The organism is Terribacillus sp. 7520-G (assembly GCF_002271665.1).
Lineage (GTDB): Bacteria > Bacillota > Bacilli > Bacillales > Amphibacillaceae > Terribacillus.
The window spans coordinates 167689-181993 of record NZ_NQFP01000015.1 but is presented as its reverse complement, the minus strand read 5'-3'; the positions used below and the strand labels follow the sequence as shown (position 1 = coordinate 181993).

Below are 14305 nucleotides of genomic sequence, written 5' to 3'. Positions count from 1 at the left end.
ACAAATAAAAATAAAGATAAATACACAAAAAGGTTTTCGTTTATTGTATAATGAGTTTAAATATTGAAAGCGCTTCATCAAATGCGGAAGGAGTGTTAGAATTGGTACAAAATAAGTGGAATGAATCAGATGCAAGGAAATTTGAAGGATTGGGGGAGCTGGTGTACCGTTCCAATTTGATCGGAAGCGACCGTTCCGTTTGCAACTGGGGCGGCGGGAATACATCGATGAAAACGACTGTTGAGGATTTTCGCGGGCGTCCGGTCGAAGTGATGTATGTCAAAGGCAGCGGATCAGACCTTGCCACCATGGGAGAGCATAATTTCACGGGCTTGCGAATGGATGATATCCGGCCGCTTATCGAGAGGGAATCGATGACTGATGAAGAGATGGTTGCCTACTTAAGCCAATGCATGATCGATGCAAGCCATCCGCGTGCTTCGATTGAAACATTACTGCATGCGTTCCTACCGTTTAAGCATGTCGACCACACACATCCCGACAGCATCATCAGTCTGTGCTGTGCGGACAATGGACAGGAAATCGCCAAGGAGATTTTCGGAAGCAGGTTCGTATGGGTGCCCTATATCCGTCCTGGGTTCACACTTTCCAAGATGATAGCTGAAGCAGTGGCTGCGAATCCGGAGGCTGAGCTTGTATTGATGGAAAAGCATGGATTGGTTGTCTGGGGAGATACAGCAAAGGAGAGCTATGATCGCACGATTGCTGTCATCAATGAAGCGGAAAGCCATATCAGTCAGAAACAATCCGGGGCCAAAGCCTTCGGCGGGGAAAAGGTTTCCGCTTTGAATAAGGAAGAACGGCATAAGCTGATCACGAAGGTGATGCCAGCTATCAGAGGAGCCGTGAGCGGAGAAAAGAAAATGATCCTCAGCTTCGATGACAGTGATGATGTGCTGGAATTCGTGAACAGTGAACAGGCACAGCAGCTGAGCCAGGTAGGTGCTGCTTGCCCGGATCACCTTGTGCATACAAAGCGGACGCCTTTGTATATTGAATTCGATCCAACTGCGGACAATGCGGATGACCTGCTGCAGAAAGTGGAAACAGGCATCCGGGGCTTTGCCGATGATTATCAAGAGTATTTCAAGCGCCATGCATCAGAGGGGGATGTCATGTTCGAGCCTGTGCCAAGAGTCGTCCTGATTCCTGGCGTCGGAATGGTCACGACAGGCAAGGACAAAAAGGCCGCTGATATAAGTGCAGCCTTGTATCATCGCGCCATTGCCGTAATGAAGGGAGCTGCTGCACTGGGTGACTTCGTGTCACTGTCCGAATCGGAATCGTTCCAGGTGGAATATTGGCCATTGGAGCTGTATAAGCTGTCCCTGGCTCCGCCGGAGGCAAGATTCAGCCGCTCTGTCGTTCTTGTCACTGGCGGAGCAGGCGGCATCGGCAGTGCAACATTGCGTGTTTTCCTCGAAGGCGGCGCCCATGCTGTTGTGACGGATATCAATATCGAAGGAGCAGAAAAGGTTGCCCGGGAGCTTAACGATACCTACGGTGCAGGACGTGCGATTGCCGTCAAAATGGATGTGACCGATGAAGCAGCGATCGCAGAAGCATTCAAGACGGCTGTACTTCAGTATGGAGGAATCGACCATATCGTCAATAATGCAGGGCTTGCAACGAGCAGTCCTTTCGATGAAACGACATTAAAAGAATGGCAGCTAAATATGGATGTATTGGGTACAGGGTATTTCCTGGTTGCCCGTGAAGCCTTCCGCTTGATGAAGCAGCAAGGAATCGGCGGCAGCATGGTGTTCGTAGGGTCGAAAAACTCCGTCTATGCAGGGAAGAATGTTGCGGCTTACAGTGCGGTGAAGGCGATGGAAATGCATTTGGCCAGATGTATTGCTGCAGAAGGCGGCAGCTATGGCATTCGGGTAAACGGTGTCCTGCCTGATGCCGTGCTGCAAGGCTCGGCGATTTGGGGATCCAAATGGCGTGAAGAGCGAGCCGCTGCTTATAATATTTCTCCAGATGATCTGGAGGAGCATTATCGTAAACGGACGACATTGGGTGTCAATATTTATCCAAAGGATATTGCGGAATCAATTGCTTTCTTTGCCTCGGATGCAGCATCGAAGACGACTGGCTGCATGATTACGGTCGATGGCGGCGTGCCGGCTGCCTTTACTAGATAGGGGGCTATCAGATGCATATTGCAGTCGATATTGGAGCATCAAGCGGCCGGCTGGTCACTGGCGAACTGACAGAGGGGAAGCTCGTCATACAAGAGATTCACCGGTTTGCGAATGGCTATCAGAAACAAGGAGCTTATCAATGCTGGGATATTGATCATCTCGAGGAACAGATTTTGCGTGGTTTACAAATTGCCAAACAGAATGGCATCCATTCCTGCACGCTAGGGATCGATACATGGGCAGTGGACTACGTGCTGCTTGGGAAGGATGGTGAGCGATTGCGTGAGATGATCGCTTACCGGGATTCCCGGACGGATGAAGTGATGGAACAAGTGTGGAAAAGGGTGCCAAAGCGAGATGTCTACCGCAAAACAGGCATCCAATTCCAGCCCTTCAATACAATCTATCAGCTGTTTACGGAAAGCGAGGAGCTGATCAGGAAGACCGAAACTGTGCTGCTTGTGCCGGATTATCTCCATTACCGGCTGACCGGCGAAAAGGTGATGGAAGCGACCAATGCTTCCACGATGCAATTATTGAATCCGCTTACACGTGATTTCGATGAAGATTTGCTTGCTTTGACCGGTTTTCAACCAGATCAGTTTGCACCGCTGATTGAAGCTGGTACCGTCATCGGGGAAATCAAGGAGACCCTGCGAACGCAATATGACCTGCCCGCATGCACTGTCATCGCTGTCGCAACCCATGATACGGCATCTGCCATTGCTGGTGTGCCTGCAGCCGGACAGGACTGGGCCTATCTTAGCAGCGGCACCTGGTCCTTGATCGGGACAGAGAGAAGCGAGCCTATCTTAGGCGACAGCAGCTTGGATAAGAATTTCACGAATGAGTGGGGAATAAACAAAACCTACAGATATTTAAAAAATATCATCGGCATGTGGATGGTTCAGGAGATAAGAAGGCTATATCCGGTGGATTATAATTTTGGTGAGATGGTCGAGGAAGCGAGCCGGACGGACTTGGAGCAGGTGCCTTCCGTAGATCTGAATGACAAAAGGTTCTTGAAGCCGGATAATATGATCGAGGAACTGCAGGACTACTGCCGTGAAACGAATCAATATGTGCCAAGCACCATCGGAGAGCTGAGTTTTACGGTTTATCATAACCTGGCCATGCTTTACAGGGAAGCTTTGGAGGAGCTGGAGCTGCTGACAGGAACAAGCATACACACATTGCACATAGTCGGAGGCGGTTCCCGGAATCAGGTGCTCAATCAGCTGACAGCCGATTACAGCGGCTTGCAGGTAATCGCCGGTCCTACAGAAGCGACAGCGCTCGGTAATCTGATCGTCCAAATGATAGCCGCAGGGGAGCTGGATTCCTTGGAAGCAGGCAGGCGGCTTATCCGTGCCTCCTTCCCTGTGGAAACCTATCTGCCGGATAAGAAAAGGAGGAAGGTCCATGATTCGAAAAGCTAGTGTGATGTATGTGTATCGGGATAAATTCGATGAGTATAAAAAACGCCATGATAAGCTATGGCCGGAGATGGAGCAAGTGCTGAAGGGGCATGGCGTCAGCAACTACAGCATTTTTCTGCACGAACCGACTGCGATGCTGTTTGCCTATCTGGAAGCGGAATCCGAGGAAATGCATGCGAAAATTGCAGAGACGGAAGCCTGTCGCCGATGGTGGGCATACATGCAGGATATCATGCAGACAAATCCCGATGATAGTCCGGTCAGCGAGACGATGAAAGAGGTATTCCATTTAGATTAAGGGGGAAGACAGATGACAGTGATCAAAGCGTTTGAAATGGCAAAATCAGTATACGAATCAGCAGGTGTCGATGTCGAAGCAGCATTGGCAAAATTGAAAATGATACCAATAAGCATTCACTGCTGGCAGGGTGACGATATCGGCGGTTTTGAAGTGCAGCAGAATGAACTGTCAGGCGGTATCGATGTAACTGGAAATTATCCAGGGAAAGCGACGACACCCGAAGAGCTGCGCTCCGATCTTGAAATGGCGCTTCGCCTCATTCCGGGTAAGCATCGCATTAACCTGCACGCCATCTATGCAGAGACAGATGGCCAGCATGTCGAGCGTAATGAAATAAAGCCCGAGCATTTCCGCAATTGGGTAGAGTGGGCGAAGCAGCATGAGCTGGGGCTGGATTTCAATCCAACTGTCTTCTCGCATGAAAAAGCTGCCGACGGTCTGACACTTGCCCACCCAAATGAAGAAATCCGACAATTCTGGATCGAGCATTGTATCGCTTCACGCAGGATCGGGGAATATTTCGGCAAAGAACTAGGTACGGCAAGTCTTACAAATATCTGGGTCCCTGATGGATATAAGGATGTGCCGAGTGACCGCCTGACGCCAAGGGAACGTCTGAAACGCTCACTCGATCAAATATTTGCTGTCGAAATCGATGAAAAATATAATATCGATGCTGTGGAAAGCAAATTATTCGGCATTGGCTCCGAGTCCTATGTCGTCGGATCCCATGAATTTTATATGGGTTATGCGCTGACTCGAGGCAAGCATCTGCTGATGGACACCGGGCATTATCATCCGACAGAAATGGTTTCCAACAAGATCAGTGGCATGCTGCCATTTACCGATAAAATTGCCTTGCATGTTTCCCGGCCGGTCCGCTGGGACAGTGACCATGTGGTGACGTTCGATGATGAGCTGAAGGAAATTGCACTTGAGCTAGTCCGGAACCGAGTACTTGATAATATCCGCATCGGGCTTGATTTCTTTGATGCCAGCATCAATCGCGTTGCTGCTTGGGTGATCGGGACACGCAATATGCAAAAGGCACTGCTGTATGCACTTCTCACGCCTCATGAAGAGCTGAAGGACTATCAGGAGAAAGGGCAATTCACGGAAAGGCTTATGCTGATGGAAGAACTGAAAAGCTACCCATTCGGCGCAATTTGGGATTACTTCTGTCAGGAAATGCAAGTACCCCGCGGAACTGCCTGGTGGCAGCATGTCAAAGAGTATGAAAGAAATGAAATGGCACGCCGGTAACACGCCAGATTATGCTACACTATAATCAAAACGTGGTAAAGGCAGGAAAAGGTATGTTAGTTGCAGAAAGACAAAGGAAGATCGTCGAGCTGGTCAACGAACGGGCAAGCGTCCGGGTCACCGAGCTTAGCTCCCTCTTCCATGTGACCGAGGAGACGATACGGCGCGACCTCGAGAAGCTGGAAAAGGAGCAGCTGCTCCATCGCAGTCATGGCGGAGCTGTGCGGATCGAAGAAGGGGCAACGGAGATTGCGCATGAAGCACGCGAAGTAATGCATATGCAGGAAAAGCAAGCGATTGCCAAAGCGGCAGTCTCCGATATCCACACCGGGGAACGAATCATTCTCGATGCCAGCACGACAGCATGGTATATGGCAAAAGAATTGCCGAATATGCCGCTGACGATCATAACCAACAGTATCAAAGTGGCACTTGCCTGCAGTACAAAGGATCAGATCCGTGTCATTTCGCTCGGCGGACAGCTGCTGTCAAAATCATTATCCTATGTCGGACCGCTGACGGAGAGATCATTGACGACCTATTATGTAGATAAAACTTTCCTTTCGTGCAAGAGTGTCCATCTCGAGCATGGTTTGAGTGACTCGAATGAACAGCAGGCGATCGTGAAGAAGCAAATGATCGAGATAGCGGAACAAACAATCCTCCTGGCCGATTCCAGTAAATTCGGCAAGCGTGCTTTCGCCACAATCACCGGTCTGGATAGGATTTCGAAGGTCTACACAGATACAGGGATAGATTCCATCACAAGCAACCATTTTGAAAAACAGAACATCGAGTTCCAAGCCGTGAACTAATCACCGACCCCGCAGGATTAAGCTTGCGGGGTCGCTAAGCATGGTATGAGGAATAAAATAGCATTTATCCCTCTGAACTCGTTGATTTTTGTAAGCGCTTGAATTGCTGAAATCCTAACCGGATCTGAAAGCGGTTATTGCATCAGCGACCCTCGGAGGATAAGAAGCCTCCGCTTATGGATTCTCTGCTTTCGACGTCCATCTTGAAAGGTTGTCCTTAATGGACAGCCTTTTTGGTTTGCAAACAAATCCCTATCTTATCCACTGCCTATCGATATCCCTTCGAAAGTATAATATAACCATGGGATTTTTGTTGATAAAGCAATACGAATCCTGTATTCTCTTATTTATTGTGACAAAAAAATCGATTTTTTCTTCTTATTAAGAGAGATGGAGGGACTGGCCCGATGAAATCTCGGCAGCGGAACTTTATGATGAAGTTGCTGTGCCAACTCCAGCAAGCCGAGGCTTGATAGATAAGAAAAGTGCCAGGATGCCTCTTCTTGCTTGTCAAGATGGGGCCTTTTTTGAGAGGAAAAACGGACAAGACTTGTCGCTTTTATTTTTGGAGGTGGAATGATGAAGAAAGGAAATCCATGGGCGCTGATCCCATTTGTTGTTTTTTTGATTTTATTCATTGGTTCAGGGGTCATTACAGGTGACTTTTATGCGTTTCCTGTCTTAGTGGCGATTGTCATTGCAGGTGCTGTCGCTCTTGCTATGAATCGGAAAGAATCATTTTCGCGGAAGGTTGACATCTTTTGTCAAGGAGCAGGGAACTCCAATGTCATGCTGATGGTCATTATCTTTCTTTTGGCTGGTGCCTTTTCAGGGGTGGCAGAGGGCATGGGTGCAGTAGACTCCACTGTAAACTTTGCGTTAGCATTTGTACCGCAAAACCTGCTTGTCGTGGGCTTATTCATCATAGCCTGCTTTATCTCCCTGGCAATGGGTACCTCGGTGGGTACGATTGTTGCGCTGGCTCCAATCGGAGTGGGGATAAGCGAACATACCGATCTTTCGATGGCGCTGGTAATGGCTGCGATCATTGGCGGTTCCATGTTTGGTGATAATTTATCCTTTATCTCGGATACAACCATTACTGCCGTACGATCACAAGGTGTTCAAATGAAGGATAAATTCAAGGTGAACTTTTGGATTGTCCTGCCGGCAGCTATTGTAACGAGCATCATCTTAGGCATTATGACAATGGGTGAGACGGCTCAAGTGGATCATGGAAGCTATAGCTGGGTAAAAATACTTCCTTACATTCTGGTTATTGTCTTTGCATTATCTGGAATGAATGTTTTCCTTGTTCTGGCGTCTGGTGTTGTTTTAGCTGGAGCAGTTGGCTTGGTTGATGGCAGCTATCATGTAATGGATCTTGTGCAGACGATGGGCGGAGGAATGGCAGATATGTATGAGATTGCTTTCCTTGCAATACTGATAGCAGGAATGGTAGAGGTCATTAAATATAACGGCGGAATCGATTACCTGCTTCACCTTTCAACACGGAGGATTAAATCGAAAAAAGGTGCTGAATTCAGCATTGCCGGTCTGGTTGGAGTTACTGATTTATCTACGGCCAATAATACAATTTCTATATTGATCGTAGGTCCGCTCGCTAAAAACATTGCGGATCAATACGGGATAGATCGGCGAAAGACCGCAAGTATATTGGATATTTTCTCCTGTGCGATTCAAGGCCTTTTGCCATATGGCGGCCAATTACTGGCGGTTGCCGGTGTGGCTGGTATATCACCAGTCAGCATTTTGCAATACTCCTTCTATCCTATCCTCATCGGTGTCTGCGGAATCATCGCTATCCTTATCGGATACCCGAAGAAGAACAGCTGAAAAAGTGGACCGCACAGCAGCAAGGCTGTGCGGTTTTTTATGCAAGGAATTTCGGATTGAAAAGAAGGCTGGAATGGTGACGGGAATGGATGGAATGAGTGGATCTGGGTGCAATCAGTTGTCATCCGATCGGATTTCTGGTTTGCAGGTACGGCATTTATCGGACAGCCGAAAACGCCTTTTATTAACCATAATTTTATTATGTAAACCATCTTTGTCGATTTTTTCTCAAAATTATGTCTTTCATATAGCCAGCAGAAGAAACTCTGTGATACTATTTTACTTATGTAAAGAAAAAGCGTAATGGAGAGAGACAGATGAAGGTAGCAAAATTTGGTGGTAGTTCAGTAGCAAGTGCGGAGCAGCTCCGCAAAGTAGCACAAATCGTGAAAGCCGATCAAGAGCGGAAGTTCATCGTCGTTTCTGCACCGGGTAAACGGGATAAAGCAGATACGAAGGTGACGGACTTGCTGATTGCAATAGGCGAGGCGCACAACAAAGGGGAAGACGTCAGTACACAGGTGGAAAAAGTACTATCGCGTTTCCGATCCATCGTCGAGGAATTGGAGCTTGATGATAACCTTATCGGACAGATAGCCGATCATCTGGATGGAATCCTGTCCGATGCAATCCCTGCCGTGAACAAGATGGATGCATTGAAGGCGGCGGGGGAAGATTCCCTTGCAAAAGTATTCAGTGCATATCTTCAGAAATTAGGTGTCGAAGCTGCCTATGTGAACCCTCAAGAAGCAGGTTTGCTTGTGAGGGAGGAATTGGGAGGAGCACGGATACTTGATGAGAGCTTCGAGCTTTTATATAAACTTCGTGATCGGGAAGGGGTGCTTGTCATCCCTGGTTTCTTTGGCTATACGAAGGAGGGGAAACTTGCCACTTTCCCTAGAGGCGGTTCGGATATCACCGGCTCCATCGTGAGTGCAGGCGTGAAGGCTTCCTTGTATGAAAACTTTACAGACGTGGATAGTGTTTATAGTGTGAATCCGAATATCGTGGAGAATCCTAAAGAAATCCACACATTGACGTATCGCGAAATGCGGGAGTTATCTTATGCAGGCTTCTCTGTCTTCCATGACGAAGCACTGATTCCGGCATTCCAAGCTAAAATACCGGTATGTGTGAAAAATACGAACAATCCTTCCGCACCCGGAACGATGATAGTTGCGGAAAGGGAAGTATCGGGAAATCCCGTCATAGGCATTGCGAGTGATACAGGCTTCTTGAGCATCTATATCAGCAAATACTTGATGAACCGGGAGCTTGGTTTCGGCCGGAAGCTATTGCAGATTCTCGAGGAAGAAAACATTTCCTTTGAGCATGCTCCATCCGGTATCGATGATATGAGTGTCATCCTCAGGGAAAGCCAGCTGCCGCCGGATAAAGAAGCAGTGGTCGTCCGCCGTCTCAAAGAGGAACTGAAAGCCGATCAGGTGTCCATCGACCGCGATCTTGCGATGATCATGATCGTCGGGGAAGGGATGATCGAAACAATCGGTGTTTCCAGTACAGCCACAAAGGCTTTTACCGATGCGAATGTGAATATCGAAATGATCAACCAAGGTTCCTCTGAAGTATCTTTGATGTTCGGTGTCAAAGCCCATCAGATCAATGAGGCTGTACAATCATTGTACAAAGCATTTTTCCAGGATTAAAGAATCCGGACAGCGCCTAAAATGGCGTTGTCCGGATTTTCCTTTTTATTTTTCCCAGCGGGAGCTGAAGCCCGGCATAATCCTTGATGCCTTTTTCGGATACGAGCTTCAATAAGTGCGCGAAAATCTCAGCGGTCATCTTCGCATCTGCCAGTGCGTGATGGCGCTCCAGCTGCTGGACTTGGAAGCGGCTGATCAAGCTGTCCAGACGGCTTTGCCTTTTTTTGAAAAACATCCGCGCCAGCATCTGCGAATCAAGTGTGTAACAGGACAATGGCGGAAGCTTATACAGCTTCAGCATCGTCTGGATGAACCGGATATCGAAAGAAGCTGGATGGGCAACAAGGATGGTATCCTTGCTGTAATCCAGGAAACGCTCCATTGCCTCGGGGAATGATGGTGCTTCTTCTATCTTGTCGGGATCCAGCTTGGTCAGCTTGATGATTTTCTTTGGCGTCTTCAGCAGCGGCTTTGTCATTTGATAGAATTCATCCTCTGATTGAATGACATTTCCCTTCATGCGAACTGCTCCGATCGAGAGGATTTCATGTCCCAGATCAGGGAACAGTCCAGTCGTTTCCAGGTCAAAGACGGTAAAATCCTGTTCTTCGAAAGGTACATCCCGAAGAGAAGGAGCCGGACGATAATCAGTGAGCTTTTCATACAGCCGCTGGTGGATGCGGGTATTGATATGCGCTTTTCTTTTTACGTGCATGGTAACTTTTCCATAGAGTATATAACGGAAAAGCTGTAAGTCGATCATCATCCGTTCACCCTATTTCTATTAAGTCTCAGCTCGAGCCCCTGCTGCATTCCTTTGGCAGCAGCTAAAGCATTTTTCAACGTTTGTTTCTCTGACTTATCCAAATCCTTCACGGAAATGCGCGTGGAAAGCGGCTCGCCGGCCTCGAGCTGCTGCAGGTTCAGCTTCAATCGGAAAAGAAGCAGTTCATGCAGTGCCTGAGCGGCAGTGTCGCTGTCATTTTTGGACATATGATGATTGGAAGTCAGGGCATGAAGCCGGCGTATCGTGTGCACATCTTCGACTCCATAGCCTACTGCGTATATCCTTACAGCGTTCACGATCTGCATCATGGCGGATTGTTTCAGATTCAGATGCCGATTCCTCGTGCTGGTGGAAATACGGCCGAAAGCTTGCAAAGGGACGCGTATTTGGAGCGTATCACGAATCAGCATCGGCTGTAATCTGGATGCATGCTGCATGGCAAGGGTCAATTTCCTGCGCAGTTTGAAAGCTAGATCGAAGTCCCCGTAAACAGGACGGAAATCGATGAATATAGTGAAATCACGTACCTCCTGGGCATCCAGATTTCGCAGCCAATCATCGATCGTTTCAAACCATTGGGAGAGGGAATGCCGCCATTTCTGTTCCTTGGCCATGATCCCTCCGCTGCAAAGAGGGAAACCGCAGGCATCCAGCATATGGTTGATTTTTTCTGTCAATCTTTCGAAATAGACTTCTATTTCTTCTTTATGCTTCAATTCCTTGTAATCATCAAGAATGATCCCGTTGTCTTGGTCTGTGCTGAAACCTTGTTCCTTCCTGCCCTCGCTCCCCATGACAATGAAGCAATAGTTGATTTTTGGACGGCCATAGCCTTCCATGACCATTTCCCTTTCTGCCAGCTGGATAATCTGACGATGCAGGCGATCGTTATAGCTGGAAATCAGTTCGGCGATATCATAGCCATACATCCGCTCGTCCACAAGCTGCCGAATGAATGATTGGAATTGTTTATTGTTCACTGGGCTCAGGCTGGCCAATGTTTCAATTGAATCCGCATTGGCAACCCTGTAAGTGAGCTCGAAATAAACACTGTTCGAGACGCTCAATAAAGAGGATTGCCTGATAAAGCCGACGACCCGGTTCCGGTGCAGGACAGGTATGGCGGCGGCAGGGTGATGTTTCAGATACGATAGGGCATCATAAATGAAGTCATGTTCCTGGACGAAAAAATAGTCCTTGTTCATGATTTGCTCCACCGGCGCATCCAATCTGCCATTTTTCAAAGCATCGAATATTTGACGGTAGCCGATCATCCCTTCGATTTCCTGCTTGTCGCGGCTTACGGCAATTCCTTCTGTTTCGGCATTTTTCAGGAGTTCCGCTGCTGCGTAGACTGTTTCTTCCGGGTGGATGAAAACAGGACGCTCCATGAAGCTGGATACCCTTTTCTTATAAAGGGCAGGTTCCGTTCGATCAGTCAAATCGCTTGTCTTGTATTTCACTTCCTCATATAAGCTTTTCATCAATTGACTGATTCTCTCCAGGATTGCTTGGGAAAAGCGAGAGTCCTGCTGCATCGTCTGCTGGAAGCTGGCCTTGGGAAAGACAATCGATTTTGTTTTTTCGGATGCCTGAACGGCGATTTGCATCTCGCCCTCGGTCAATAATGTCAAAAGACCTGCGAAGTCACCTGGATAATCATAGCGGACGGCTACTTGCTTCCCGTTGGCCTGATAAATGAAATTTTTTGCAACTCCTGCTACAAAATAGTGCACGTTGGTATGGGCGGTATCTTCATCCGCGCTGATGATGTATTCATTTATTTGGAATTCCTTTATTTCTGCCTGATCAAATAGACGGATCCTTTCTTGATCATCCAAAAGGGAGAAGGGCAGGGTATTGGCGTATAATTGAGCTAATTCTTTCAAGAATAAGTCACTCCTTGCATGTCAAAAATCTTATTATTGCTAATTTCTGCAGGGTGTTATAAGCTATATATGTGCAAAACTTTGCAGGATGTGATCATAGATGAAACAAATACTCATTATTGGTGCCGGAGAGGAAACAGTTCAATTAATCAAACTGTTCCAGCGGTCAGAGTCTTTCCGGATAGCCGGTATGGCCGTTAAAAGCCCGACCCCGATTATAAAATATCAAGCGGAACGACTGAATATCCCACTTTGGAAAGACCTGACGGCAGAATCGCTCGAGCAGGTCGACTTTGTGCTGGAAACCTCAGAAAGATTGTCAGATTATCTTGATCCGATAAACTGCAAGGCAGAGATCATATCTGGTCAAAGTGCACAACTGATGCTTGCATTCGCATCTAAAGAAGATACAGAGAAAACTTCTACATATAATAACCAGCAATTTCGCACCAAGACGCTGGAGTACTTGCATGAGGGGGTCCTGTGCATCGATCGCCAGGACGAGATTATGTATGTGAACGAAGCAGCTGAAAAACTGCTTGGCAGCAAGAAACCCCAGCTGATAGGGAAACCCATAGAAAATCTACTACCCGGTTCGAGGCTTCCTGAAACCATCCGGACAAGGGAGCGTTTTGTGGATGAACAGCTCATGCTTCCTTCCGGGATACAGATTGTCTATACCTGTGCCCCGCTTGAAAATGATCAGGGGGCAGTGACAGGAGCTTTCATCGTAATGAAGAAAACAATCGACATCGTTGCATTGGCGGAAAAACTCACCGATGTCCGGGAAGTGAAATCGATGCTGGAAGCCATCATCGATTCCTCGCAGGAGGCAATCAGCGTCGTCGATGAAAATGGCATCGGTTTGATCGTCAACCCTGCATACACGCGGCTCACCGGCTATACACCTGAGCAGATTGTCGGAAAACCCGCGGTGACGGACATCATGGAAGGGGAGAGCTTGCATATGCAGGTTCTCCGGACACGCAGACCGGCTGCAGGGGCCAGGATGCGGGTGGGGAAGCACGGCAAGGAAATGATGGTCAATGCAGCACCGATCATTGTGGACGGGAAACTGCGCGGCAGTGTCGGCGTCCTGCATGATATTTCGGAGCTGCATGAACTGCAGGATGAAGTGCAGCGCGCCCGCAAAATCATCCGCAGCCTGGAAAACAAATACACGCTTAAAGATGTGGTTGCCGATTCGGATAGCATGCAGGTGACACTCGAGCAGGTCAAATTCGCTGTCAGCGCGGACGCGCCTTGTCTGTTGCGCGGAGATGCCGGTGTGGGGAAAGGCATGTTTGCTGCCATCATACATAATGAGAGCAAAAGACGCCATCGGCCGTTCATCCGAATCGATTGTACAATCAGCGAAGAAGAGGCTTTGGAAAAACAGCTGTTTGGCTCCCTGCGCGGCAGTCACGCGATCGGGATGATCGAAAAAAGCGATGGCGGGACGCTTTTCCTTGACGATGTCGATAGGATGCCGCTCCGTATCCAGCAAAAGGTCTCCGACTTCATGGATACAGGAAAGCTGGAGCTTCCTTCCGGTAAATCGAAACAGGTGGACGTAAGGATCATTGTCAGCGCCCGTCATCCATTGGAAAGGGCAGTCTTCGAGAAAAGATTTCATGAGCCATTCTTCGAGAAACTGAAGCGGATCACGATTTACATTCCAAGCCTGGCAGAGCGGATGGAGGACTTTGACGGATTGTTATCCACAATTGTCCACAAGCAAAACCACTTGCTTCAGTCCTCGGTTCAATCCGTTTCTGCATCTTCAATCGATGTATTGAAAGAAAAGAAATGGACCCATAATGTTAAAGAATTGGAGGCGGTGATCGTTCGCGCGATGACGTTCATGGAGAAGACGGAGCATATCATGCAGCCAAAACATCTGCAGATTCCTTCATGCGATCCGCAATCAGGGGAAGGAACGCTGCAGGAGCAAGTGGAGATTCTGGAGAAACAGCTGATCGAATCTGCCTTGCGAGCGAACGATTACAATAAGAAAGCGACTGCCGATCAGCTTGGAGTGTCGATACGGAATCTTTACTATAAGATGGATAAATATAATTTTGATAGAAGTGGCATGCAAGATTTTTCATAACGGGGA

General features: G+C 48.0%; 10 protein-coding genes and 1 riboswitch. Of the genes, 8 read left to right on the top strand and 2 right to left on the bottom strand.

All coding sequences use genetic code 11. The annotated features are described in order from the left end of the window. The first annotated feature begins 101 nt into the window (after positions 1-101). The 7 genes from CHH53_RS06700 to CHH53_RS06670 all read left to right on the top strand — a co-directional run bounded on the left by CHH53_RS06700 (position 102) and on the right by CHH53_RS06670 (position 9510). Positions 102-2168, top strand: coding sequence for a bifunctional aldolase/short-chain dehydrogenase (locus CHH53_RS06700; protein ID WP_095215348.1), 2067 nt, complete (start codon positions 102-104; stop codon positions 2166-2168). 11 nt (positions 2169-2179) lie between these two features. Next, on the top strand, positions 2180-3607 hold the full coding sequence (gene rhaB, locus CHH53_RS06695) for a rhamnulokinase (RefSeq protein ID WP_095215347.1): 1428 nt from the start codon (positions 2180-2182) through the stop codon (positions 3605-3607). Beyond that, a complete protein-coding gene (rhaM, locus tag CHH53_RS06690) occupies positions 3591-3905 on the top strand; it encodes an L-rhamnose mutarotase (RefSeq protein ID WP_095215346.1) in 315 nt (104 codons plus the stop codon). Before rhaB ends, rhaM begins: the two co-directional genes overlap by 17 nt. A 12-nt stretch (positions 3906-3917) precedes the next feature. After that, positions 3918-5171 (top strand): L-rhamnose isomerase, encoded by a 1254-nt coding sequence (rhaA, locus tag CHH53_RS06685; RefSeq protein WP_095215345.1) that lies wholly within the window; start codon positions 3918-3920, stop codon positions 5169-5171. A 53-nt stretch (positions 5172-5224) separates the two neighbouring features. After that, complete coding sequence (locus CHH53_RS06680; protein WP_095215344.1) at positions 5225-5986, top strand: DeoR/GlpR family DNA-binding transcription regulator; 762 nt, start codon at positions 5225-5227, stop codon at positions 5984-5986. 375 nt (positions 5987-6361) lie between these two features. Further along, positions 6362-6469, top strand: a riboswitch (SAM riboswitch). A 93-nt stretch (positions 6470-6562) separates the two neighbouring features. Continuing rightward, positions 6563-7843 (top strand): Na+/H+ antiporter NhaC family protein, encoded by a 1281-nt coding sequence (locus CHH53_RS06675; protein WP_369819866.1) that lies wholly within the window; start codon positions 6563-6565, stop codon positions 7841-7843. Positions 7844-8160: 317 nt separating this feature from the next. Then, the gene (locus CHH53_RS06670) at positions 8161-9510 is read left to right on the top strand and encodes an aspartate kinase (protein ID WP_095215342.1); all 1350 of its coding nucleotides are present in this window, start codon (positions 8161-8163) and stop codon (positions 9508-9510) included. 16 nt (positions 9511-9526) lie between these two features. On the opposite strand, the gene CHH53_RS06665 is transcribed toward CHH53_RS06670, so the two are convergent. After that, positions 9527-10276, bottom strand: coding sequence for a 3'-5' exonuclease (locus CHH53_RS06665; protein WP_095215341.1), 750 nt, complete (start codon positions 10274-10276; stop codon positions 9527-9529). After that, the gene (locus CHH53_RS06660) at positions 10273-12186 is read right to left on the bottom strand and encodes a DUF294 nucleotidyltransferase-like domain-containing protein (RefSeq protein WP_095215340.1); all 1914 of its coding nucleotides are present in this window, start codon (positions 12184-12186) and stop codon (positions 10273-10275) included. Before CHH53_RS06660 ends, CHH53_RS06665 begins: the two co-directional genes overlap by 4 nt. A gap of 100 nt (positions 12187-12286) precedes the next feature. Here CHH53_RS06660 and CHH53_RS06655 point away from each other — a divergent pair, with 100 nt between their 5' ends. Then, the gene (locus CHH53_RS06655; RefSeq protein WP_095215339.1) at positions 12287-14299 is read left to right on the top strand and encodes a sigma 54-interacting transcriptional regulator; all 2013 of its coding nucleotides are present in this window, start codon (positions 12287-12289) and stop codon (positions 14297-14299) included. The last annotated feature ends 6 nt before the right edge of the window (positions 14300-14305 follow it).